Here is a 23,823-nt window from a genome sequence, read left to right as displayed (position 1 = left end):
CCACAGCAGCGAGGGCCCCGACGCGAGCTTGCGAGCGTTGGGAGCTGCTGGGGACGGGCGGGGCAGAGGCCGCCTCCCTCGAAACAGGTGTGGCGGCCCCTAACCCAGCCGGCCCTTTTCAGGGCAAACTTGGGCTTACTTCACGTCCGCATCAACCCAGTCCATGGACTTCGTGACGGCCTTCTTCCACAGGCGCATCTGCCGCTCCTGCTCTTCGGCCGGAAGCTGTGGCTCCCAGCGCTTGTCCTCGTTCCAGTTGGCGCTGAGTTCGCCAAGGTCCTTCCAGAAGCCGACGGCGAGGCCAGCCGCGTAGGCAGCGCCCAGCGCGGTGGTTTCCACGACCTTAGGACGGACCACGGGGACGCCCAGGATGTCCGCTTGGAACTGCATGAGCGCCTCATTTGCGACCATGCCGCCGTCGACCTTCAACTCGGTCAGCGGAACGCCCGAGTCCGCGTTGACGGCGTCGAGCACTTCGCGGGTCTGGAACGCCGTGGCCTCCAGCGCTGCGCGGGCGATGTGGCCCTTGTTGGCGAAACGGGTCAGGCCCACGATGGCTCCGCGGGCGTCTGCGCGCCAGTACGGGGCGAACAGGCCGGAGAACGCGGGCACGATGTAGACGCCGCCGTTGTCCTCGACGCCGGCAGCCAGCGTCTCCACCTCGGGCGCGGAGCTGATCATTCCGATGTTGTCACGGAGCCACTGGATCAGAGAACCGGTGACAGCGATGGAACCTTCCAGCGCGTAGTGCGGTTTGGCGTCGCCCAGCTTGTAACCAAGCGTGGTCAGCAGGCCGTTCTTCGAGTGGACGATCTCCTCGCCCGTGTTGAAGATCAGGAAGCAGCCTGTGCCGTAGGTGTTCTTGGCTTCTCCCGGCTGGAACGCCGCCTGGCCGAAAGTCGCTGCCTGCTGGTCGCCCAAGATGCCTGCAACGGGCACTTCGCGCAGCAGCTGCGAGGTGTGCACCGTGCCGTAGACCTCGGAGGAGGACTTGATGGCGGGCATCATCGAGGCCGGCACGCCGAAGACGTCCAGGATCTCTTGGTCCCACTGCAGCGTCTCCAGGTCCATGAACATGGTGCGGGAGGCGTTGGTGACATCCGTGACGTGCACGCCGCCGTCGACGCCGCCGGTCAGGTTCCACAGGACCCATGCGTCAGTGTTGCCGAAGATGAGGTCCCCGGCTTCAGCCTTGGCCCGCGCACCTTCGACGTTGTCCAGGATCCACTTGATCTTGGTGCCGGAGAAATAGGTGGCCAAGGGCAGGCCGACCTTCTGCTTGAAGCGCTCGGGTCCGCCGTCCTGGCCCAGTTCATCGACGATGGACTGTGTGCGCGTGTCCTGCCAGACGATCGCGTTGTAGATGGGCTCGCCCGTGTTCTTGTCCCACACGACGGCGGTTTCGCGCTGGTTGGTGATGCCGACGGCAGCGATGTCGTGCCGGGTCAGGTTGGCCTTGGACAACGCAGAACCGACGACCTCCCTGACGTTGTTCCAGATCTCCACCGGGTTGTGCTCCACCCAGCCGGCCTGGGGGAAGATTTGCTCGTGCTCCATCTGGCCCGTGGAGACGATGTTGCCCGAGTGGTCGAACACGATGGCACGCGAGCTGGTGGTTCCCTGGTCAATGGCGATGACGTATTGCGACATTGTGTGACGTCCTTGTCTGATTGCTTATGTGCGGATGCGAGCTATGTGTCGGAGCGTTGAACTACTTGGCGATGGTTGCCATGATCGGAACTGAGTGGGCCACGAGGCCCGCGATGGTTCCGCCCAGGAGCGGGCCGACCACGGGAACCCAGGCGTAGGCCCAATCACTGGAGCCTTTGCCCTTGATGGGCAGAATGGCGTGGGCGATGCGCGGACCAAGGTCACGGGCAGGGTTGATGGCATAGCCGGTGGGGCCGCCAAGGGAAGCGCCGATACCGACGACGAGCAAAGCCACCGCCAGCGGTCCGAGGCCCGAAGGCGTGCCGCCGAAAGTCAGGATCACGAAGACCAGTACAAAGGTGGCGATGACTTCCGTGACGACGTTCCAGGGGTACGAGCGGATAGCCGGCCCCGTCGAAAACACGGCGAGCTTGCTGGCCGCGAGAGGCTCGGCATCGAAATGCTGCTTGTGGGCGAGCCAAGCAAAGACGGCGCCAAGGAAAGCGCCAAGCAGTTCTCCACCGAAGTAGGTAAATGTGGATGCCGCGCTCACGGCTACCCCTGGGGCGAATTCGGCTTTGCCGTCAACCAGCAAGCCAAGCGTTACTGCCGGGTTCAGGTGGGCGCCGGACATAGCGGCCACGTAGACGCCGGCAAACACGGCAATGCCCCAGCCAAAATTCACCATCAGGAACCCGCCGTTGTTACCCTTTGTGCCCTTGAGTGCGACGTTGGCCACAACGCCACAACCAAGCAGGGTAAGCATGCCGGTTCCGAACACTTCGGAAAGGAAAACAATTCCTAGAGACATCTTTGACTCCTCATATTCTTCTGTTGTCAGCCCCGCAGATTTGATGGGGCCGTTGGGACGGCGTCCATGGGCGCCGTCCCGGTTGCGGCGCTCCGCTATCCACCGGAACTCCGCAACCCTTGTGTTCCGGCCTCTCGGCCGGGACTGTCAAGCTGATGTGACGTACATTACTTTCATGCGACGAGACTGTGAACAGTCACGCCGTGAAAACGCAGAAGCACCTCCTGTGCGTGGTGGATTTCCGACTCGCGCTTTGCGGAATCCCACCCAAGCTGCCCGCCGAGGACTTCAGCGATCTCATTGAGCAATTCCCCTGTGACCAGCCCGCGGAAGGCGAGCGAGGTACGTCGGATGAGGACATCCACGAGGTGGCCGATTTGCTCGTTGGCCGCCATAAACTCCAGTTCCCGGACGCTGAGCTCGTTCGTCGAGCGCAGTTTTTGATCCTCGCCTGCGTTGAGGTAGGCGATGACATCCTCGGCGCGGGTGCCATAGCGGGTCAGCAGTCCACTGACCCGATCGGCGTCGAGACCGGGAGCCAGGTGCCTTTTGACCCAGTCCTGGATTGCGTCTTCGCTCTTCGGGAAGCCGGAGCCGCCGCCGATGGCGAGCTTCGCCGTCGAGACCTTCCGTTCCATGCCCAGCTCACGCAGGACGTCGTTACTCAGGTGTTCGGCCAGGGCGCGGAAGGTGGTCCACTTTCCGCCGATCAATGAGAGTACGACGCCGGCCTTCCCGCCGTGCGTGGCCGAGTCGCCGGCAGCTGCGGGCTCACGCCGTTCGATGCGGTAGTCGCGAGACACGAATCCCGGCTGGGTGTCGTCATGCCGCGGCAGGGGGCGGACGCCGGCGAAGCTGTAGACGATGTGCTTGCGGTCCACCGTGATTGACGGGAAGACATGCCCCACGAGGTCAAAGAAGTAGTCGATTTCCGCTTCGGTGCACACGGCGTCCTTCGCCATGTCGGCGTCGACGTCGGTGGTACCCACCAGGACACGGTCACCCATGGGATAGATCAGGACGATCCGGCCGTCCGTATGCTCGAAGAAAATCTCCCGGCCGCTACAAGCTTCAAGCAGTTCCGGGTGGTCGAGCACAATGTGGGAGCCTTTGGTCCCTCCCATGAAGCGGCTTGCGGCTCCCAGGGCCTCGTTGGTGAGGTCTACCCAGGCGCCCGTGGTGTTGACGATGACATCGGCCTGGAAACTGAACTCTTCGCCGGTGAGTTCATCCCGCAAGAGGACGCAACCAGGTGCGCCTGCGTCGACGCCAGCTGCGGAATCCGTGGAAACCAAGGAGACGTAGTTGCTGGCGCGTGCGCTGCCGCCCGGCAGGCTGCTTCCGACGCCCGCCTTTTCACCGTCCTGGAGTACGTCGAGCGTCAGGCGCTCCGGATTGTGCACGGAGGCGTCGAAGTAGGTGGCTGTGTATTTGATGGCGGGATCCAGGCGCGGGAGCTCTTCCAGCGCAGTTTCACGGCCACGGAACTGGTGACGGGGCACGCTGCCGCCGTCGCGGGAGAAGAAGTCGTACAAGCTCAGCCCGAGCTTGATGAGGAACGCGCCGCGCTCCTTCGGCTTGCCCTGCTTGTGCGTGAGGAAGCGGAGCGGAGCTGAAAGTATTCCGGAGAATGTGCTGAAGATGGGGATGGTGGTCTGCAGCGGTTTCACATAGTGGGGAGCGATCTTCAAGAGCCGGTTGCGTTCCACTACAGATTCGCGCACGAGACGGAATTCACCGTTCTCGAGGTAGCGGATGCCGCCGTGGATCATGTGCGACGAGGCTCCGCTGGCGCCCTGGCAGTAGTCTCCGCGCTCCACCAGTGCGACGTCCACGCCCTGCAGCGCAAGATCGCGGAACGTTCCGACGCCGTTGATGCCGCCACCAATGATCAGCACCTGCGCCTTCGGCCGTTCACGAAGGGCAGAAACCGAGGCTTGACGTGGTGATACCCCGGTAGAACCGGAAATGCTCTTGTCTCCCAAAACTGCTCCCTTGGGGTTTCGATAAGTGCGCTGCGTCACTTGCTGACGCACCTTGCACAACTATTCTTTGAAAGAGTGGAAAATGAAATCAAGCTATTTGCACAAACGTGCAGAAGGGAACTGAGATGCCACGATCACGACATTCGGAGGCGCTCCGGGCAGCGCAGATGTACTACCTCCAAGACCTCACAATGGACGCCATCGCCCGCGAGTTGCGGACGTCGCGTTCAACGGTCTCCCGGTTGCTGTCCTCGGCACGCGACTCGGGACTGGTCCAAATACAGATCCGCAGTCCCCTGGATTCAGCCCCGGAATTGGAGCGAATGATCCGCGGCCGCTATGGCGTGGATGTCCATGTGGTACCAGTCCTGGACACCCTGAATGAGGCGGAAACACTTGACCGGGTGGCGATGCAGGCCGCCCGGACCATAGGCCCCCTGGTCGACTCAAATGCCATCATCGGCGTCGCTTGGGGTGCAACCATCAGTGCGGTCAGCAGGCATCTGACGCGCAAGATCACCCACGACAGCACCATCGTTCAACTGAACGGCGCGGGCAACATGCAAACCACAGGTATCACCTACGCCAGCGACATCATGCGTCGCTTCGGCATCGCCTATGGCGCACGGGTGGAGCAGTTCCCGGTACCGGCTTTCTTCGACCACGCTTCCACCAAAACGGCCATGTGGAATGAGCGCAGCGTCCAACGCGTCCTTGGTCTCCAAGCCAGGATGAGCATCGCAATCTTCGGCGTAGGCTCAGTGCACTCCGACTATCCGAGCCACGTTTACGCAGGCGGATACCTCGATGAGGCCGACCTCAATCTGCTGGCAAGCTCGGACGTCGTGGGCGACGTCGCCACTGTCTTCTTCCGCGGCGACGGCTCATCAGACGGGATCACCCTCAACGAGCGCTCCACCGGCCCGAGCCACGCCCAGCTGAGGCAGGTGCGGCGTCGTATCTGCGTGGTGTCGGGCGCATCCAAGATCAACGGCCTCCGCGGAGCGCTCAGGGCGGGTTTGGCAACAGATCTCATCGTGGACGAGGCCACCGCGAAGCGTTTGGTCAGTTTCGGCAGTGCATCCTGAATAATTGATGGATCGTGAATCATTCCCGGCATCGAGGTAGGTAGAGTCGTGGCTATGAAACCCTCGCCTCGGCTCAATCTCAACAACGGCGTCTTGATTGACCAGTTGGGGTTCGGGCTCTACAAGGTGCCCCCGGCGGATGCGACATCTTTGGTAGCCACAGCGCTCGGCGCGGGCTACAGGCACTTCGATACCGCGGCGATGTACGGCAATGAAACCGGCGTGGGCCGGGGCATCGGAAGCGCAGTGATACCCCCCTCCGGCCTGGACGCCACCACCGGAGGATCCGGAGAAGGCACGCACACCCTCTCCCGCGAGGACGTCTTTGTCACCACGAAGCTCTGGAACGAGGACCAAGGCTACGACTCCACGCTCCGGGCATTCGATAGCTCCATGGCCAATCTGGGCCTGGACTACGTCGATCTGTACCTGATCCACTGGCCCTGCGCGGGCCGCGGGTTGTTCCAGGAAAAGCTACCGGGCCATGGAAACCCTTTACCGCGAAGGACGTGTACGGGCAATCGGCGTTTCCAACTTCCAGCCCGCGCACCTCGAAATACTCATGGAAAAGGCCGAAGTGGTCCCGGCCGTGAACCAGATTGAACTGCACCCCTGGCTGCAGCAGGACCGGCTCCGGACCCTGCACGAGCAGCTGCGCATCCGCACCGTGGCGTGGAGCCCGTTGGGGCGCGGGCAAGTACTTGAGGATCCGGCAATCCGGGCGCTCGCGGACAAATACGGCAAGACGCCCGCACAAGTCATCATCCGCTGGCATCTCCAGCTGGGGAATATCGTGATTCCCAAAGCCAGTACCTCTGCTCGCATCCAGGAAAATTTCGATGTCTTCGGGTTCGAGCTTGACGCCGACGACATGGATGGCTTGACCGCCCTCGAACGCCACCACCGCACCGGATCACACCCGGACAACGTCAACTAGGACCTGCCGAATGGAACAAGTGGACACCAACCACTCCCCCGAACCCCAACCCGCCTCCCCACGGGAATTCTTCAGCAAGGCATTGGCCTCCCGGACCAGTGCCTCCGACATAGACCTCGACGGCGGCAACGTAGCCTATTGGTGCTACGAACCAGTCACCACGACGGCGGCCACGCGGACCATACTGGTCATCCACGGCTTCCGCGGGGACCACCACGGCTTGCTACGGGTAGTAGACCACCTGCCGGAGATGCGGATCATCATGCCGGACCTTCCCGGCTTCGGCAGTTCGGAGCCGTTCGCCGGAGACCCGCACACCGTGGAACGCTACGGAAAGTTCATCACGGGTTTCATGGCTGCCTTGGACCTCGGTCCAGACACGGTGCTCCTGGGACATTCCTTCGGATCCATTGTCGCGAGCCACTTCGCCGCCGCGAACCCGGGTGCCATTCGTCCGCTGATCCTGGTCAACCCCATCGCTGCACCAGCGCTCGAGGGACCCAAGGGCCTCATGACCAAGCTGGCCGTCCTGTACTACCAGATCTCCGCCAAGCTCCCGCGAAGGCTCGGCCTCGCCGTCTTGCGCAGCCGGCTGATCGTTCGCATCATGAGTGCCACGATGGCCAAGACACGGGACAGGGAACTCCGGGCATTTGTCCACGGGCAACACGATGCGTACTTCTCCGCGTTCGCCGACCGGGCCAGCCTTCTGGAATCGTTCCGCGCTTCGGTCTCCAGCCATGTGGCCGAGGTAGCCGGCCAACTGGATCTGCCCGTGTTGCTGATAGCCGGCGAAAGGGACGAGATCGCCCTGCTTCGTGACCAGCACAAACTGATGGACTTGCTTCCTGACGGCGCGCTGGTAGTGATTCCCGACGTCGGGCACTTGATCCATTACGAAACCCCGGCGCCGGCCGCCGCCGCCATCCGCAGCTTCCTGGAGGAACACCCCGCGTGAAAATCGTCATCGACGCCCGCTTTACCCGCACGGACCACCACGACGGCATCAGCCGCTATGGTTCGAGCCTCATAGCGGCGACGTCCAAGATCGCGGATGTCACCATGCTGATCAGCGACAAACGCCAGCTGGCGCTTCTCCCGGACGTCCCTTACGTGCATATCAGCAGCCCGCTGTCCCCGCGCGAACTGTTCGTGGCGCGGGAAGTCAACAAGCTGGGGGCGGATGTGGTGGTTTGTCCCATGCAGACCATGGGCACGTGGGGACGCAACTACGGGCTGGTCCTGACCCTTCACGACCTGATCTACTACCAGCACCCGGCTCCTCCGGGCTTCCTGCCAGCACCCGTACGGCTGCTGTGGCGGCTCTATCACAAGGCGTACTGGCCGCAACGGCTGCTTCTGAACCGGGCCGACGTCGTTGCGACCATCAGCCACACCACCGAGTCGCTCATGGCAAAGTTCAATCTGACCCGGCGCCCGGTGCGGATCGTGGGAAACGCACCGCAGCCTGGTCAAGTGCCGAGGGATCCGGAGGCTGGTGCGGAGAAATCCCTCCTCTACATGGGCTCGTTCATGCCGTACAAAAACGTGGAGACCATGATCTCGGGCATGGCCGAGTTGCCTGGATTCACGCTGCACCTGCTCAGCAGGATCACGCCCCAGCGCCGTGCCGAGCTGCAGCCCCTAGTGCCGCCCGGTGCGCGGGTAGAGTTCCACAATGGCGTCACGGATGCCGAATACGAGTCGCTGTTGATGCGTGCCACTGCCCTGATCAGCTTGTCCAAGGCAGAGGGCTATGGGTTGCCACTCGTTGAAGCGATGGCACTTGGCACGCCCGTGATCGCGAGCGATATTCCCATCTTCCGGGAGGTGGGAGCAGACGCCGTCAGCTATGTGCACCCGGAGTCTCCCGCAGAATTGGCTGCGGCCGTCAAGGCGCTTGAAGACGAGGAGTTGTGGCAGGCGCGCTCACGCCGTTCGGTTGAGCGCGCAGCCGACTTCAATTGGGACGAGTCGGCCCGTCAACTGCTGGCCGCGGCCGAAGAGGCCGTCGCGATACGTCACCGTAAGCAGCGCTAGAGGACATCGACGCCGTCGAGCCTTAATTGCACGGGCCCCGAGGTGCGCTTCGCCGCGCTGGCCGCTTTGACTGCACGCATGGCCCGCGTCGCTTCGGCTGCCCGTGCATACGGGATGAAGAACAGGGTGCGGACATCCGCGTCGCTGTCCTGCGCCGCGGAGCGCACCACAGACGTAGCGAGGGAAACGGGTGCAGGACCCGCGGTCCTTAGCTGGATGTTTGCTGCCAGGCTTTCGGTGAAGTGCACGACGTCGGCACGCTTGCCTGTCACAGAGGCAATCCGTACCGCCGGCGGTAGTTGGAGCTCCTGCCGCAGGGCCAGCTCGCGGGAGGCATACCCTGCCGGATCCCAACGCAAGAGGGCGCCGGTGGCTGCGGTGTCGTCCGCGGTGACAACCACGAGTCCGCCCTCGCCTGCGGGGCGCACGAGCGCCGCGGCGTTGAACCACCGACGCACCGTGTCCTCACCGGCGCGCAGGTTCTCCCTGCGCAGGAGCGAATTACCATCCAGGAGCAGGGCCGCGGCGTAGCCGCCAGCTGCCACGGGTTCAGCCCCCACGGTAGCTACCACCAGTGCGTGTGCACCTGACACAGTAGCCTTCACTTGGTCCCCCGAGGAGGTCACGACGGCCTTGCCCGGGAAGGCCCGGCCCAATTCTTCCGCGGTCCGGAGCACGCCGGCAGCTCCCCGGCGAAGCCGGCCGCCGCTACAGTGGCGGCAACGCCACTCCGGGGCCGGAGTAGAACACCAGCGGCACTGCGGCAAGGCAGCCTGCCCGGCGATTGCCAGAGGACCTTGGCAGGTGTTACATCTGGCAGGCTCGCGGCAATCTTCGCAGACGAGGGAAGGTGCGTAACCGGACCGGGCCACCTGTACAAGGACAGGCCCGCGTTCGAGGCCGTCTTTTGCTGCCCGCAGGCGGCGCCGGGGAGGCGCGCGATCCTCGCGAGGGGGTCACGTTCCTGTTCGAAGCTGTCCGCAGTGTTGAGCACCCGCGGTGTGCTGGATCGGACAGTCGTCCGGGCCGCCTCCACGGGCACGGCCCAACCACTTTCGACGAGCCGCTGCAGTTCGGTGCTCCTGCTGTGCGCGGCCATGAGGCACGCGGCAGACTCCCGTTCAGAGCGCAGGAGCAGGATTTCCCGGGTGTGTGCGTAGGGGGCCCGCTGGTCGATGTGGAGATCGTCGCCGTCGTCCCAACACACCGCGAGGCCGAGATCTTGCACGGGGGCATAGGCAGCGGACCGCGTGCCGACTGCCACTTTTGCCTCGCCGGTGAGCAGCCGGAGGTAGCTCCGGTATCGCGGCGTCTGGCCGTCGTCGGCGGTGAGCCGCGCGACGTCCCCGGCCGGCAGGAGAGCAAGGAGGGCAGCCTCCATTCGGTCGAGGTCGCGGTAGTCAGGCACCACCACCACGGCGCCCCGTCCCGAGGAACGGACCGCCGCCACTGCCGATGCCACCAGCTCCGGCCAACCAGCGGTTCCAAAACCCTGCACGGCCGTGAGAACCGCCCGCGGTGAACCACCCGCGGCCAAGTGCTGCAGGTACGGCGCACCATTGGCGTAGGAAGCCCACGCAACTGGCACAGAGTCCGCGCGGGCCGCCTGGGGAGCAGCCGCATCACCTGGTTCGGCGGGCTCCTCCAGAAGGGACTCACCGGCGAGCAGCCGCTTTTCGAGGCGCGCGACCCGCGGCGGGATGGCAGTGCGGAGAACATCGCTCATCGTTCCGGAGTAGCGGGCCGCGACGCTGGAGGCAAGCTCCACCAAAGCGGGCGTCAGCACTGGAACGGGCGAAACCACTTTGAGGAGAGGCGTCAGCGCGTGCCCGGCATCCGAGGATTCCACGCGCTCCAGCACGAAGCCGCTGAGCTCTTGGCCGTTGAAGCGCACCTTGACCCGCACACCCGCCAACGCGGTGTCCGCCAATTCGGCCGGGACACTGTAATCAAAAGACCTGTCCAAATGCGGTAGCGGGGACTCAACAAGGATCCGCGCAACGGGACTGTTTGCGGCCAAGGCTGGCCCGCCGGCGTCGCTCCCGCGCGCGGGGAAACCCTGCAACAAGGAAGGCTGATGCGCGAGGGAAGGCTGATGTACCGCAGAAGGCAACGGGACGGCAAAGGGAAGCAGTGAATCGTCGCCCATGCCTATCCCCTCCCTGAAGTGCTGGATGCCTTGCTGGTAGATCAAGCCAAGCACACACCGCCGACAATATAAGTCTCTGCCCGACCGCTTGCTTGAAGAGGATCAGTCATGGGCGGACAAAGGCCGGCTCAGGCGTTGAAGAATTCCTTCAGTTCGTCAACCCGGTCCAGACGCTCCCACGTGAAGTCGGGTTCGTCGCGGCCGAAGTGGCCGTGGGCCGCCGTCTTGGCATAGATGGGGCGCTTGAGGTCAAGGGCGTCAATGATGGCACGGGGGCGCAGGTCGAAGATCTCCGCAATCGCTTCGCTGATCTTGGCCGGGTCCACCGTCTCGGTGCCGAAGGTCTCGACGTACGTACCGACAGGCCGCGCCTGGCCGATCGCGTAGGCGATCTGGATCTCGGCGCGCTTGGCCAGGCCCGCGGCCACAACGTTCTTGGCCACCCAGCGCATGGCGTACGCCGCTGAACGGTCCACCTTCGATGGATCCTTGCCCGAGAACGCACCACCGCCGTGGCGGGCAAAGCCCCCGTAGGTGTCAACAATGATCTTGCGGCCGGTCAGTCCGGCATCGCCGACCGGTCCGCCGATGACGAAGGCGCCGGCCGGGTTCAGGATGTTCGCCACGTGGGAGATATCCAGGTTGGCCACGGCCAGGACGGGATCGATCACATGCGAGGCGAGATCGGCACGCAGGCGATCGAGGCTGGTTCCTTCGGCGTGCTGGCTGGAAATAACCACGGTTTCGACCGAAACGGGACGGTCGCCGTCGTATCCAACTGTCACCTGGGTCTTGCCGTCAGGGCGAAGGTAGGCCAGTTCGCCGCTCTTACGGACTTCGGTGAGCCGCTCGGAAAGGCGGTGGGCGAGCCAGATGGGGGTGGGCATATAGGACGGCGTTTCGTCGCTCGCATAGCCGAACATGATGCCCTGGTCCCGGCACCCTGGAGGTCGTAGTCGTCCTCCTGCCGGCCTTCGCGGGCTTCGAGGGAATTGAAGACGCCACCGGCGATGTCGTTGGACTGCTGGCCAATCGATACAGACACGCCACAACGCGCGCCGTCGAAGCCGTTGGCGGACGAGTCATAGCCGATTCCAAGGATGGTCTCGCGGACGATCTGCGGGATTTCTACGTAAGCATCCGTGGTGACTTCACCGGCCACATGCACAAGACCGGTAGTAGCCATGGTTTCGACAGCCACGCGCGACTCCGGGTCCGCCGCCAGGAGCGCGTCAAGGATAGCGTCACTGATCTGGTCGCAGATCTTGTCCGGGTGCCCTTCGGTCACCGACTCTGAGGTGAAGAGCCGGAGCTTGGACGGAGTTCCGTGGGATTCATGGTGCAGCGGTAAAGTCACTCGACTACCTTACTCGGTTGAGGGCAGACGGCTTCCGCCGTGTGTCCCAATGCTAAGGATTGGACCAGCTAGGGAATGAGCCTCCTCCAGGCCTAGGTGGCCGGGTGTACTCGGCTCAGTTCGGTACTGATCCGGTCAATAACGGCAGCCGCAACGTCCGATTTAGAGCCTGCCGCGGACTGTGGCGCCGCACCGTGGCCGGAGAGAATGATCACAGAATTCTGGTCTTGGCCGAAGACCTGCCCGACGCCAACCTGATTGACTACCAAAAGGTCACAGCCTTTGCGTTTGAGCTTGGCGGTGGCGTGCTCCAGGACATTGCCGTCAGCGTCGCCGGTTTCGGCTGCGAATCCAATGATCAACTGTGTGGTGGCCTCGGCGTTGCGGCGCTCTACCAACTCATGAAGGATGTCGGGGTTCTGCACCAGATGCACCACAGGAGCGTCGTTGCCGTTGACCTTCTTGATCTTCGTGTCTGAAACTTCGGCGGGACGGAAATCCGCCACCGCCGCGGCCATGATCACGACGTCGGAGCCGACGGCGGCTTCCAGCGCTGCTGCCCGGAGTTCCAGGGCGGATTCCACTTGGATCAGTTCAACGCCCGCGGGGGGTTGGACGTCCATGTGGGCAGCAAGGAACTTGACGCGCGCGCCTGCCTCAAGGGCGGCTGCAGCCAGTGCAACGCCCTGCTTGCCCGAGGACCTGTTTCCCAGGAAACGGACAGGATCCAACGCTTCACGGGTGCCGCCCGCGGAAATGGTGACCGTCCGCCCGGCCAATGGTTTGGGGCCAACAATCCGGGTGGAAGGCATCGAGGCGTCAACAAGCGCCATGGCGGCGGTGAAGATGGCTTCGGGCTCGGGGAGCCTGCCCGGCCCGGAATCAGCACCCGTGAGCCGCCCGACGGCGGGTTCGAGGACCGTCATGCCGCGGCTGCGCAGGGTCTCCACATTGGCCTGGGTTGCTTGGTTCTGCCACATTTCGGTGTGCATGGCGGGAGCAAACAGCACCGGGCCATGAGCCATCAGAAGCGTGTTGGTGAGGAGATCCCCCGCCAGGCCTGCCGCGGCCTTGGCCAGCAGGTCGGCAGTGGCCGGGGCAACCACCATGAGATCGGCCTCGTGACCGAGCCGTACGTGGTTGACCTTCTCTACGTCGTCAAAGACGTTGTTGCTCACCGGGTTGCCGGACAGCGCCTCCCACGTAGCCACACCGACGAATCGGCTGGCAGCCTCCGTGGGAATGACCGTGACGTTGTGTCCGGCTTCAGTAAAAAGCCGGAGGAGGGATGCAACCTTGTAGGCTGCGATCCCTCCCCCGACTCCGAGGACTATGCGCACGTGACCTCCGTCAACAGGCAGTCTGTTTACTCTGCGGGCTCGATCGGGGTGGAAACCAGCAGGCCTTCGTTGATCTCGCGCAGGGCGATGGAAAGCGACTTTTCGTTCAGCTTCGTGTCGACCAGCGGGCCAACGTACTCGAAGAGGCCCTCGTGCAGCTGTGCGTAGTAGGCGTTGATCTGGCGCGCACGCTTGGCGCCGAAGATCACCAGGCCGTACTTCGAATCGGCAGCAGCAAGCAGCTCGTCGATCGGCGGGTTGATGATGCCTTCAAGGTTCGTGGACACGAATTCTCCAAATTCTAACGGGCTGACAAGTGCTAGCGCTTAGCGCTGATGCGGGGTAAGCCCCATGAGTGAAACAAGCTCGTCCGCTGCCCGGCGTACGTCGTCATTGATGACAGTGTGGTCAAACTCCGGTTCAGCGGCAAGTTCCAGTTTAGCGGTTTCCAGCCGCCGCTGCTGTTCCTCCGGGGTTTCGGTGCCGCGTCCGACCAAGCGGCGGACCATTTCGTCCCAGCTGGGCGGAGCCAGGAACACGAAGTTGGCATCCGGGACTGCCGCTTTGACCTGGCGGGCGCCCTGCAAATCGATCTCCAAGAGCACCGACTTGCCTTCGGCGATAGCCGCGTCCACCGTGCTGCGCAGGGTTCCGTAGCGGTTCTTGCCATGCACAACGGCCCACTCCAGCAATTGGCCATCGTCGACAAGCGCGTCGAACTCCTCGGCGGATTTGAAGAAGTAGTGAACTCCGTCAGTCTCACCGGGGCGCGGCGCCCGGGTGGTGGCTGACACTGAAAGCCAGACCTCGGGGTAATTGTCTCGGATATACGTGGATACGGTTCCCTTGCCAACGGCAGTGGGGCCTGCGAGGACGGTTAGTCCCGGATTCTTGCTCACATCGTCCTTCGTGGAGGGGCTTCAAGCGCTTTAAATACATGCTTAGACGCTGTATTTGTCTTCCATAAAATCTATCAGCGACCGGGACTGGTGGATTCCCAGGCCTCGGAGCCTGCGGGAAGGGGCGATTCCGATCTCCGCCATGATGCCCGTGGCCCGGACCGGACCAATACCCGGGACGGCCTCGAGGAGTTCCAGTACCCGCATGCGGGCGATGGCCTCGTCAGTCTGTGCCGACTTGATCAACTGGGCGATGCTGAGTTCACCGGTCCTGAGCTGTTCCTTCGCCAGAGCCCGCCTTGCCCGGGCTTTGGCGGCCTTTTCCAAGGCATTGGAACGTTCCTCTGGAGACAAAGCCTTCAACGTCACTGATACATCCCCCTTTGGCCGGCATCAAGCGCGAAGCGGTTTGAGCTGATCCTGAAGCTACCGCGTGGTCAGTACCGAGCGCAATGCGCTGGACCAACGAACATTTTGCTCAGCCTTCCAGCAAGCCATCCCGGGCGGCCTCGGTAGCCGAACGCAGTCCGGCAATCGTTGGACCACCGGCAAGGATTCCGCGGCTGGACGTCGCCAGGACCGCCGGATATGCATCGCCGAAGGTAGCACGCAGATCAGCCGGAGTAGCTCCCTGGGCCCCCAGACCGGGAGCGAGGATCGGTCCACGAACTGCAGCCAGGTCCACGCCGAGTTCAACCAAGGCCTCCCCGATGGTGGCACCCACCACCAGACCCACAGAACCCATGCCTGCGGAACCCATGGCGTTGGTATAGCGGCGGTTTTCATCAGCCGCGGCCTCGATGATCCGACGGGCCACGGACTCAGAACCGCCAACGTGCTGCACGGACTTCCCCTCCGGGTTGGACGTCAGGGCGAGCACGAAAACACCGCGGCCATACTCGGCCGCAAGGTCCAGCGCGGGCCGCAGCGACTCGAAGCCGAGGTACGGGCTCAGCGTGACCGAATCCGCAGCCAGGGCGGACCCATCCCGCAGCCAGGCATCGGCGTACGCGGCCATCGTGGAGCCGATGTCTCCGCGCTTGGCGTCGGCGATGCTCAGCACGCCGGCCGCGGATGCCGCTGCAAGGGTCCGTTCCAGCACCGCAATGCCTGCTGAGCCGTGCCGCTCGTACAGCGCCACCTGAGGCTTCACCGCGGCAGCGAGGGTTGCCACGGCTTCCACGACGGTGAGTGAAAAGCGCTCCAGCCCTGCGACGTCGTCGTTCACTCCCCAGTCCGCCAGCAGCCCCGGGTGCGGGTCAATGCCGACGCACAAGGGGCCGCGGGCAGTCATCGCGGCGGCCAGGCGGGAGCCGAACGGCTGTCGGGGCCCCGAGCTAAGAACAGCCCGCCCGGCTGCGGTGGACTCAGGCATTGACGGCCTCGGCTGCAGCGGCCTGGGAAGCGAGCAGCGCCGCGGCGTGCTCCTGCAAGCTCGTCACCGACCACTCGTAAGTACGCAGTGCCTCGATGGCCTGCACAGCGGCGTTGAACTCGGCCACAGTGGTGATACACGGGATGCCGATGGACGTCGCGGCGGCGCGCAGTTCGTAGCCATCGCTGCGGGCTTCGCCACCCGAGGGGGTGTTGAAGACCATGTCGATCTCGCCGGCAATGATGAGGTCTGCGATGGTGCCTTCGCCTTCGGCGCTGCTGCCTTCGGCGACCTTGCGCACCGGGGAGGCCTGGATGCCGTTGCGGCGCAGGACATCCGCCGTGCCACCCGTGGAGACAATCTCGAAACCGAGATCGGACAGGCGCTTGACGCCCATGATCACCGAACGCTTGTCGCGGTTGGCGACAGAAACGAAGATCTTGCCTTCGGTGGGCAGCGCGTTGTTGGCCGCGGCCTGGCTCTTGGCGAAAGCGGTGTCGAAGTGCTTGTCGATGCCCATGACCTCACCGGTGGAACGCATTTCCGGGCCGAGCAGCGAGTCCACTACCTTGCCTTCCGGAGTCCGGAAACGGCTGAACGGCAGCACGGCTTCCTTCACCGCGACAGGCGCGTCGAGCGGCAGGGTTGAACCGTCGCCAGTTTCCGGCAGCATCTTGTAGGCGCTGCGCAGCTGGTTGATAGTGACGCCCATGCCGATCAGGGCCGCCGCCTTGGCCATTTGTACGCCCGTTGCCTTAGAGACGAACGGTACGGTGCGGGAAGCACGCGGGTTGGCTTCGAGCACGTAAAGCACATCGGAGGCCAGAGCGAACTGGATGTTGATGAGGCCCCGGACGCCGACGCCCTCCGCGATGGCCCGTGTAGCCGTGCGGACGCGTTCGATCACGTTGTTGCCAAGGGTGATCGGAGGCAGGACGCATGCAGAGTCACCGGAGTGGATACCGGCTTCCTCGATGTGCTCCATGATTCCGCCGAGGTACATGTCCGTCCCGTCGAAGAGTGCGTCGACGTCGATTTCGACGGCGTCCTCCAGGAAGCGGTCGATCAGCACCGGATGGTCCGGAGTGATCTCAGTGGCGTTCGCGATGTAGCGCGAAAGGTTGGCCTCGTCGTAGACGATTTCCATACCGCGGCCGCCCAGTACATACGACGGGCGGACGAGGACCGGGTAGCCGATTTCGTCGGCAATCTTCTTGGCGTCCTCAAAGGAGACCGCGGTGCCGTTCTTCGGGGCGATCAGCCCGGCCCGGTCAAGCACACGGGAGAACATGCCGCGGTGCTCGGCGAGGTCGATGGCTTCCGGTGATGTGCCAAGGATCGGAACACCGGCGTCGGCGAGCTGCTGTGCGAGCTTGAGCGGGGTCTGGCCGCCGAGCTGCACGAACACACCCATGACGCCGCCTGTGCGCTCTTCGGCTGCGATGACCTCGAGGACGTCCTCAAGGGTCAGCGGTTCGAAGTAGAGGCGCGTCGACACGTCGTAGTCCGTGGACACGGTTTCCGGGTTGCAGTTGACCATGACGGTCTCGTAGCCGGCCTTGCGCAGCGCCATGGAGGCGTGGACGCAGGAGTAGTCGAACTCGATGCCCTGTCCGATGCGGTTGGGACCGGAACCCAGGATGATGACGGACGGCTTGGAGTGCAGGCCGACCTCGTCTTCTTCGTCGTACGAGGAGTAGTGGTACGGGGTGTAGGCGGCGAACTCCGCGGCGCAGGTATCCACGGTCTTGTACACGGGGCGGATGCCCAGTGCTTGGCGAACGCCGCGCACAACGGCCTCCGAGTTGTGGGTCAGGGCACCGATCTGCTCGTCCGAGAAACCGTGGCGCTTCGCGTGGCGAAACATGTCCTCGGTGAGCGCGCCGGCCTTGCGGATCTCTTGGGAGGTCTCGTTGAGCAGTTGCAGCTGGTCGAGGAACCACGGGTCGATCTTGGTGGCAGCGTAGAGGTCCTCAACCGAAGCACCTCCGAGCAAGGCGCGCTGCACCTGGTAGAGGCGGTCCGTCGTCGGGCGCTTGGCCTTTTCGATGAGGTCCGGAATTTCCCACTCGGGCACGTGGCTGAAGTCCAGCTGCGAACCCTTCTGCTCGAGGGAACGGAGGGCCTTCTGCAGGGCTTCCGTGAAGTTGCGGCCCATAGCCATCGCTTCGCCGACCGACTTCATGGTGGTGGTCAGCGTGTTGTCAGCGGCCGGGAACTTCTCGAACGCGAAGCGCGGAACCTTGACGACGACGTAGTCGAGGGTCGGCTCGAAACTCGCCGGAGTTTTCTGCGTGATGTCGTTGGGGATCTCATCCAGGGTGTAGCCGAGGGAGAGCTTGGTGGCGATCTTCGCGATCGCGAAACCGGTGGCTTTGGAGGCCAGCGCCGATGACCGCGAGACGCGCGGGTTCATTTCGATGACGACGACGCGTCCCGTGTCAGGTTCGATGGCGAACTGGATGTTGCAGCCACCGGTATCGACGCCGACTTCGCGGATGACGGCGATGGAGATGTCGCGCAGCCGCTGGTATTCGCGGTCCGTCAGCGTCAAAGCCGGTGCCACGGTAATGGAGTCGCCGGTGTGGACACCTACGGGATCGAAGTTCTCAATGGAACAGACAACAACGACATTGTCGTTCTTATCGCGCATCATCTCGAGCTCGTACTCCTTCCAGCCGAGGATGCTCTCTTCGAGAAGGACCTCGGACGTGGGGCTGTACTGCAGGCCCTGGCCCACGATGCGCCGCAGGTCTTCTTCGTTATAGGCCAAACCGGAGCCCAGGCCGCCCATGGTGAAGGACGGGCGGACAACCATGGGGTAACCGAGGTCTACAGCGGCGGTCAGTGCCTCATCCATGGTGTGGATGATGTGGCTGCGGGCCGACTCGGCGCCACAGCGTTCCACGACGCCCTTGAACTTCTCGCGGTCTTCGCCGAGTTCGATCGCGGCGATGTTGGCGCCGATGAGTTCGACGTTGTACTTCTCGAGCACACCGTTCTTGTCCAAGGCGATGGCTGTGTTGAGGGCCGTCTGTCCGCCAAGGGTAGGCAGAATGGCGTCCGGGCGCTCCTTGGCGATGATCTTTTCGACCACCTCGGGCGTGATGGGCTCGACGTAGGTGGCATCGGCGAACTCGGGGTCCGTCATGATGGTGGCCGGGTTGGAGTTCACGAGGATGACGCGCAGGCCCTCCTCTTTGAGTACCCGCAGGGCCTGGGTTCCGGAGTAGTCGAATTCGGCCGCCTGGCCGATCACAATCGGGCCGGAACCGATGACAAGGACGCTCTTGAGATCTGTACGCTTTGGCATTACTTGGTGTCCTCGTTCTTCGCGGAGTTCGATGTCTGAGTGGCGGCGTCCTGGCCATTCTTCGTACTTTCCATCAGGTCGATGAAACGGTCGAAGAGGTAGGCGGCGTCGTGCGGTCCTGCTGCTGCTTCGGGGTGGTACTGGACCGAGAAGGCAGGAATGTCGAGGCAGGCAAGCCCTTCGACGACGTCGTCGTTGAGGCTCACGTGGCTGACCTCCACGCGGCCGAAGCGCTCTTCCGGCGCCATGGTGGCGCCGTCCATGGGAGCGTCGACGGCGAAGCCGTGGTTCTGCGAGGTGATCTCGACCTTGCCGGTGCGGCGGTCCATGACGGGCTGGTTGATGCCGCGGTGGCCGTACTTGAGCTTGTAGGTGCCGAAGCCGAGTGCCCGGCCGAGGATCTGGTTGCCGAAGCAAATGCCGAAGTAGGGCAGCTTCTCGTCAAGCACGGCGCGGAGCAGTTTCACCTGGATATCAGCGGTGGCGGGGTCGCCGGGACCGTTCGACATGAAGAAGCCGTCAGGGTTGACTGCCTTGACGTCTTCCAGCGTTGCGGTGGCAGGAAGCACGTGGACGCGGACGCCGCGCTCTGCGAAGCGGGCCGGGGTCATGGCCTTGATGCCGAGGTCGATCGCGGCAATGCTGAATTTCGCCTCGCCGTCCCAACCGTGGTCCGCGGGTTCCACCACGTAGGCTTCGTCGATGCTCACTTCTTCGGCCAAGCGGGCGCCCTCCATCGGGGCGCTGGCCAGGACGGTGTCCAGGAAGTTCTTTGTCCGAGGCGTTGGCGGCCTCGCCGGAGAAGATTCCTGCGCGCATGGTCTTGTGTTCGCGCAGGTGCCGGGTGATGGCGCGGGTATCCACGGCCTGGATGCCGACGATGCCCTGCTCGACGAGCTCTTCGTCCAGGCTGCGCTCTGCGCGCCAGTTGGAGGGGCGACGGGCCGCGTCGCGGACCACGTAACCGGCTACCCAGATGCGGCGTGACTCGGCGTCTTCTTTGTTCACGCCGGTGTTGCCGATGTGCGGCGCCGTCTGGACCACCAATTGGCGGGCATAGGAGGGGTCCGTAATGGTCTCCTGGTAACCGGTCATGCCGGTGGCGAAAACCGCCTCGCCCAATGCAACGCCGGTGGCGCCGTAGCTGCGGCCGCGGAAGGTGCGGCCGTCTTCGAGGACCAGCACGGCCGGGGTGGACTCCGCTGGATTGGTTGTGGTCACTGTGTTGTCGTCCGTCACTGTTTTACTTTCCACTATCGGCATCTGCCTGGGGGGCTGCAGAGATCAATTCTTGAAGTGCTTCGAGGAGGGGTTGCTTGTCGGCTGCGCGCCTCGTCCTGAATCCGGTGTCGAGCTCATGTTCGCCGAGCATCCAGCTCACCACCACGAGCCCGTCCTTTTCCACGAACTTGCCGGCCATTCCGCTGGCACTGTGGCAATCGGTTACGGTTCCGGCGGGAACGAACAGGGGCGCACCGCCCTGACGGTCGAAGAGAACTCCTTCGGCATGTACGCTCATTTCCGCATTGCCGCGGAAACCGAGTCCATGGACGGCGACCCGGTCGAGCCAGTCGCCCGCCGTCGTCGTGGCCACATACTGGCCTTCGGCCACAAGGCGTGCAGGGCTGAGCTGCCCGGGGACTTCGGGAAGCTGCCCGAAGCCGGCCTGGCGCTTGAGCCTGTTGCGCCAGCCCAGCGCTATGAGTCCGGCGACCACGGCGGCAAGCACCACCACGAGGAGGAAGGAAGCAAATTTGTCCATCAGTTGCTGCCTGCTCCGGCGGCGTCCGCCGAGTAGCGGTACGGCGTGTTGAGCTTGCCGTCCAGCACGGTCGGGTGCCCTTTGAAGAAGGTGGCGACGACGGCGCCCGGCAACTCCCTGCCCGCGAAGGGTGAGTTCCGGCCCATGGTCGCCATCTTATGCGGATCCACCGTCCACCGGGCGGTCGGGTCCACAAGGATGACGTTGGCAGGCTCGCCTGCCTCGAGCGGACGGCCTTGGTCCGCCACCCGGCCAATGGCCGCGGGGACCGTAGAGGTAACGCGGGCAAAGTCCGCCCACGTCATGAGTCCGGTCTCGATCATGGTTTTCTGGACCACTGACAGCGCAGTTTCCAGTCCCGTCATGCCCATGGCGGCCTGGGCCCACTCGCATTCCTTGTGCTCGCTTGGATGCGGGGCGTGGTCCGTTCCCACGACGTCGATGGTGCCGTCAGCGAGTCCGGCCCGGAGCGCCTGGACATCCGCGTCGGTGCGCAAGGGCGGGTTGACTTTGTAGACGGGATCGTAGCTGCGGACCAGCTCGTCGGTCAGCAACAGGTGGTGGGGCGTGACCTCCGCGGTGACGTTGATGCCACGTTCCTTGGCCCAGCGGACGATCTCCACTGATCCGGCGGTGGAGACGTGGCAGACGTGCAGGCGGGAGCCGACGTGCTGGGCCAGCAGGACATCACGGGCAATGATGCTTTCCTCGGCCACTGCAGGCCAGCCGGCAAGGCCGAGCACGGCGGAGACGGTGCCCTCGTTCATCTGGGCGCCGGCGGTGAGGCGCGGTTCCTGCGCGTGCTGGGCAACGACGCCGTCGAACGCCTTGACGTACTCCAGGGCCCGGCGCATCAGCACCGGATCGTGCACGCAGATGCCGTCGTCGGAGAAGACACGGACCTGGGCACGGGAGTCGGCCATGGCGCCAAGTTCGGCGAGCTGCTCACCGGCGAGTCCAACTGTGACCGCACCGACGGGACGGACGTCCACCCAGCCGGCAGCGCGGCCCAGGCTGTGGACCTGTTCGACGACGCCGGCCGTGTCCGCCACAGGGTTGCTGTTCGCCATGGCGTGCACCGCTGTGTAACCACCCAGGGCAGCGGCGCGGGTCCCGGTTTCAACTGTTTCGGCATCCTCGCGCCCCGGTTCACGCAAGTGCGTGTGGATGTCTACCATTCCGGGGAGCGCCACGAGGCCGGCGGCCTCGATCACTACGGCGCCGTCTGCGGACAGATCCGTGCCACGTCCGGCGATCACGCCGTCGCGGATCAGCAGGTCCTCTGCTGCACCGCCGAGGATTGCCGCGCCGCGGATGAGATATGTGCCTGTTGCGGTCTCGGTCATTAGTTGCTCTCCTTGTCGGAACGGGCAGCGCCCGGCGTGGGGGCGGCTTCACGGGTGTCCCCGGAGAGCAGCAGGTACAGCGCGGCCATCCGGACCGAAACACCGTTGCGGGCCTGGGCCAGCACGGTGGAGCGGGGGGAATCGGCGGCGGCGGAGGAAATCTCCAAGCCGCGGTTCATGGGACCGGGGTGCATGATGATGGTGTCCTTGAGCCCCAGATCGTCAAGGGCACGCAGGCGGGCATCGTCGAAGCCCCAGCGGCGCGAATACTCGCGGGTGGAAGGGAAGAACGATGCATTCATGCGCTCACCCTGAACCCGCAGCATCATCATGGCATCGACGCCGGCCTCAAGCGTCTCGTCGAGGTTGTAACTGACCTTGCAAGGCCAGTGTTCGACGCCGATCGGCAGCAAGGTGGGCGGCGCCACCAGGGTAACTTCCGCACCAAGCGTGCGCAGCAGCCAGACGTTCGAACGCGCGACGCGGGAGTGCAGGACGTCGCCGGCGATGGCCACCCGCATGCCCGTGAGGTCCGCGCCAGCAGACGCTGAGCCCCTCAGCTTGGCCCAATGACGGCGCATCGTAAAGGCGTCCAACAGAGCCTGCGTCGGGTGTTCATGGGTGCCGTCTCCGGCATTGATGACGGCCGCGTCGATCCAGTCGGTCGCGGCCAGGCGGTGCGGCGCGCCGGAAGCCCAGTGGCGGATAACCACGGCATCGGCGCCCATGGCGGCGAGTGTCTGCGCGGTGTCTTTGAGGGACTCGCCCTTGGAAACCGAGGAGCCCTTCGCCGCAAAGTTGATCACGTCGGCGGAGAGGCGCTTTGCCGCTGCCTCAAAGGAAATACGAGTGCGGGTCGAGTCCTCGAAGAAAAGGTTAACCACAGTGCGGCCGCGGAGGGCGGGCAGCTTCTTGACCTCCCGGTCCCCCACTGCCGCCATCTCTTCGGCGGTGTTCAGGATACGGATTGCGTTCGCTGCGCTGAGATTCTCGGTGGAAAGCAAGTGCTTCATGCGCCGGCCTCGATCACTACTTCGTTGATGGGCTGACCGTCCACGGAATCAAGTTCCTCAAGGTGGACCCGAACTTTTTCCGAGGATGACGTGGGCAGGTTCTTGCCTACGTGGTCCGCGCGGATGGGCAATTCGCGGTGGCCGCGGTCCACGAGGACCGCGAGGCGAACGATGCGGGGCCTGCCAAGGTCGATGATCGCGTCGAGAGCGGCCCGGATGGTGCGGCCGGAGTACAGGACATCATCGATCAGGACAACAACCTTGTTGTCGATGCCGGACAACGGGAGCCTCGTGGGATAAGGCGGCCATGGCCGGCTGGTGGGAAAGATCATCACGGAACATGGTGACGTCCAGCTGACCGACGATAGCCGAGGCATTCACGGAAGGATCCGCTGCGGCGATCTTCTCTGCCAGCCGCACGGCGAGCGGATAGCCGCGTCGTGGGATGCCGAGAAGAACCAGGTCGCTGGGAACCCTTATTGGCCTCGAGGATCTCGTGGGCGATACGAGTGAGCGCACGGTCGATGTCCGCTTGGTTGAGAACAACCCGGGATGGCACCGGCGCAGTGACTTCAGTCATCGCTCGTCTCCCCTTTCCCCGCCTCACGGGACGGAATTAAAAAAGGAACATTTGCTCTCCAAAATTACCACAGAGCCGACACCCGGCTGGCGAGCTATCGCCCCGGGCAGTGCGTTTTAGCTCACAGTCCACGGTGCTCCGGATTCGGGCGCCGCTAGGGGAGGGGGTGCGTCAGGGA

Annotated in this window: 15 protein-coding genes and 5 pseudogenes; 4 read left to right on the top strand and 16 right to left on the bottom strand. The window is 64.0% G+C overall.

The window, feature by feature from the left end; genetic code table 11:
- Positions 1 to 135 precede the first annotated feature (135 nt).
- From glpK to ACF0H6_RS01775, 3 genes are all read right to left on the bottom strand, one after another.
- Positions 136 to 1,650 (bottom strand): glycerol kinase GlpK, encoded by a 1,515-nt coding sequence (glpK, locus tag ACF0H6_RS01785; RefSeq protein ID WP_395248223.1) that lies wholly within the window; start codon positions 1,648 to 1,650, stop codon positions 136 to 138.
- A 61-nt stretch (positions 1,651 to 1,711) separates the two neighbouring features.
- Positions 1,712 to 2,461, bottom strand: a complete 750-nt coding sequence (locus ACF0H6_RS01780) for an MIP/aquaporin family protein (protein WP_395248222.1) — start codon at positions 2,459 to 2,461, stop codon at positions 1,712 to 1,714.
- A 173-nt stretch (positions 2,462 to 2,634) separates the two neighbouring features.
- Positions 2,635 to 4,446 (bottom strand): glycerol-3-phosphate dehydrogenase/oxidase, encoded by a 1,812-nt coding sequence (locus ACF0H6_RS01775; RefSeq protein WP_395249849.1) that lies wholly within the window; start codon positions 4,444 to 4,446, stop codon positions 2,635 to 2,637.
- Between the two features lie 125 nt (positions 4,447 to 4,571).
- Here ACF0H6_RS01775 and ACF0H6_RS01770 point away from each other — a divergent pair, with 125 nt between their 5' ends.
- The 4 genes and pseudogenes from ACF0H6_RS01770 (at position 4,572) to ACF0H6_RS01755 (ending at position 8,511) form a co-directional block, all read left to right on the top strand.
- Positions 4,572 to 5,534, top strand: coding sequence for a sugar-binding transcriptional regulator (locus ACF0H6_RS01770; RefSeq protein ID WP_395248221.1), 963 nt, complete (start codon positions 4,572 to 4,574; stop codon positions 5,532 to 5,534).
- A 54-nt stretch (positions 5,535 to 5,588) separates the two neighbouring features.
- Positions 5,589 to 6,471 (top strand): annotated as a pseudogene (locus ACF0H6_RS01765) (aldo/keto reductase).
- Positions 6,472 to 6,481: 10 nt separating this feature from the next.
- Positions 6,482 to 7,429, top strand: coding sequence for an alpha/beta fold hydrolase (locus ACF0H6_RS01760; protein ID WP_395248220.1), 948 nt, complete (start codon positions 6,482 to 6,484; stop codon positions 7,427 to 7,429).
- Positions 7,426 to 8,511, top strand: a complete 1,086-nt coding sequence (locus ACF0H6_RS01755; protein ID WP_395248219.1) for a glycosyltransferase family 4 protein — start codon at positions 7,426 to 7,428, stop codon at positions 8,509 to 8,511. Before ACF0H6_RS01760 ends, ACF0H6_RS01755 begins: the two co-directional genes overlap by 4 nt.
- On the opposite strand, the pseudogene ACF0H6_RS01750 reads toward ACF0H6_RS01755, so the two are convergent.
- The 13 genes and pseudogenes from ACF0H6_RS01750 to pyrR all read right to left on the bottom strand — a co-directional run bounded on the left by ACF0H6_RS01750 (position 8,508) and on the right by pyrR (position 23,645).
- Positions 8,508 to 10,660 (bottom strand): annotated as a pseudogene (locus ACF0H6_RS01750) (primosomal protein N'). The gene ACF0H6_RS01755 and the pseudogene ACF0H6_RS01750 sit on opposite strands and share 4 nt — an antisense overlap.
- A 128-nt stretch (positions 10,661 to 10,788) precedes the next feature.
- Positions 10,789 to 12,017: pseudogene (metK, locus tag ACF0H6_RS01745) on the bottom strand (methionine adenosyltransferase).
- 92 nt (positions 12,018 to 12,109) lie between these two features.
- Positions 12,110 to 13,357, bottom strand: coding sequence for a bifunctional phosphopantothenoylcysteine decarboxylase/phosphopantothenate--cysteine ligase CoaBC (gene coaBC / locus ACF0H6_RS01740; RefSeq protein ID WP_395248218.1), 1,248 nt, complete (start codon positions 13,355 to 13,357; stop codon positions 12,110 to 12,112).
- Positions 13,358 to 13,383: 26 nt separating this feature from the next.
- On the bottom strand, positions 13,384 to 13,644 hold the full coding sequence (gene rpoZ, locus ACF0H6_RS01735) for a DNA-directed RNA polymerase subunit omega (RefSeq protein ID WP_028267125.1): 261 nt from the start codon (positions 13,642 to 13,644) through the stop codon (positions 13,384 to 13,386).
- A 39-nt stretch (positions 13,645 to 13,683) separates the two neighbouring features.
- The gene (gmk, locus tag ACF0H6_RS01730; RefSeq protein ID WP_395248217.1) at positions 13,684 to 14,256 is read right to left on the bottom strand and encodes a guanylate kinase; all 573 of its coding nucleotides are present in this window, start codon (positions 14,254 to 14,256) and stop codon (positions 13,684 to 13,686) included.
- 42 nt (positions 14,257 to 14,298) lie between these two features.
- Positions 14,299 to 14,625: an integration host factor, actinobacterial type gene (mihF, locus tag ACF0H6_RS01725; protein ID WP_395248216.1), complete on the bottom strand. Its 327-nt coding sequence runs from the start codon at positions 14,623 to 14,625 to the stop codon at positions 14,299 to 14,301.
- 109 nt (positions 14,626 to 14,734) lie between these two features.
- Positions 14,735 to 15,631, bottom strand: coding sequence for an orotidine-5'-phosphate decarboxylase (pyrF, locus tag ACF0H6_RS01720; protein WP_395248215.1), 897 nt, complete (start codon positions 15,629 to 15,631; stop codon positions 14,735 to 14,737).
- Positions 15,624 to 18,944: a carbamoyl-phosphate synthase large subunit gene (carB, locus tag ACF0H6_RS01715; protein WP_395248214.1), complete on the bottom strand. Its 3,321-nt coding sequence runs from the start codon at positions 18,942 to 18,944 to the stop codon at positions 15,624 to 15,626. Before carB ends, pyrF begins: the two co-directional genes overlap by 8 nt.
- Positions 18,944 to 20,207 (bottom strand): annotated as a pseudogene (carA, locus tag ACF0H6_RS01710) (glutamine-hydrolyzing carbamoyl-phosphate synthase small subunit). The gene carB and the pseudogene carA overlap by 1 nt, the downstream one beginning before the upstream one ends.
- Entirely contained in the window at positions 20,188 to 20,706 is a 519-nt protein-coding gene (locus tag ACF0H6_RS01705; protein WP_395248213.1) for a hypothetical protein, read from the bottom strand. The pseudogene carA and the gene ACF0H6_RS01705 overlap by 20 nt, the downstream one beginning before the upstream one ends.
- Positions 20,706 to 22,052 carry a dihydroorotase gene (locus tag ACF0H6_RS01700; RefSeq protein ID WP_395248212.1) on the bottom strand — a complete coding sequence of 449 codons (1,347 nt, stop codon included), beginning with the start codon at positions 22,050 to 22,052 and terminating at the stop codon, positions 20,706 to 20,708. The genes ACF0H6_RS01705 and ACF0H6_RS01700 overlap by 1 nt, the downstream gene beginning before the upstream one ends.
- Positions 22,052 to 23,065, bottom strand: a complete 1,014-nt coding sequence (locus ACF0H6_RS01695) for an aspartate carbamoyltransferase catalytic subunit (RefSeq protein ID WP_395248211.1) — start codon at positions 23,063 to 23,065, stop codon at positions 22,052 to 22,054. The genes ACF0H6_RS01700 and ACF0H6_RS01695 overlap by 1 nt, the downstream gene beginning before the upstream one ends.
- Positions 23,062 to 23,645, bottom strand: a pseudogene (pyrR, locus tag ACF0H6_RS01690) (bifunctional pyr operon transcriptional regulator/uracil phosphoribosyltransferase PyrR). Before pyrR ends, ACF0H6_RS01695 begins: the two are co-directional and overlap by 4 nt.
- Positions 23,646 to 23,823: the final 178 nt, after the last annotated feature.

It is taken from the genome of Arthrobacter sp. NA-172, assembly GCF_043952055.1.
Classification (GTDB): Bacteria; Actinomycetota; Actinomycetes; order Actinomycetales; family Micrococcaceae; genus Arthrobacter.
This window is presented reverse-complemented; position numbering and strand designations above follow the sequence as displayed.

What these genes read in the sequence shown, in the direction of transcription:
- glpK (WP_395248223.1), bottom strand. Translation starts at nt 1,650, where the DNA reads ATGTCGCAATACGTCATCGCCATTGACCAGGGAACCACCAGCTCGCGT.
- ACF0H6_RS01780 (WP_395248222.1), bottom strand. Translation starts at nt 2,461, where the DNA reads ATGTCTCTAGGAATTGTTTTCCTTTCCGAAGTGTTCGGAACCGGCATG.
- ACF0H6_RS01770 (WP_395248221.1), top strand. Translation starts at nt 4,572, where the DNA reads ATGCCACGATCACGACATTCGGAGGCGCTCCGGGCAGCGCAGATGTAC.
- ACF0H6_RS01760 (WP_395248220.1), top strand. Translation starts at nt 6,482, where the DNA reads ATGGAACAAGTGGACACCAACCACTCCCCCGAACCCCAACCCGCCTCC.
- pyrF (WP_395248215.1), bottom strand. Translation starts at nt 15,631, where the DNA reads ATGCCTGAGTCCACCGCAGCCGGGCGGGCTGTTCTTAGCTCGGGGCCC.
- carB (WP_395248214.1), bottom strand. Translation starts at nt 18,944, where the DNA reads ATGCCAAAGCGTACAGATCTCAAGAGCGTCCTTGTCATCGGTTCCGGC.
- ACF0H6_RS01705 (WP_395248213.1), bottom strand. Translation starts at nt 20,706, where the DNA reads ATGGACAAATTTGCTTCCTTCCTCCTCGTGGTGGTGCTTGCCGCCGTG.
- ACF0H6_RS01700 (WP_395248212.1), bottom strand. Translation starts at nt 22,052, where the DNA reads ATGACCGAGACCGCAACAGGCACATATCTCATCCGCGGCGCGGCAATC.
- ACF0H6_RS01695 (WP_395248211.1), bottom strand. Translation starts at nt 23,065, where the DNA reads ATGAAGCACTTGCTTTCCACCGAGAATCTCAGCGCAGCGAACGCAATC.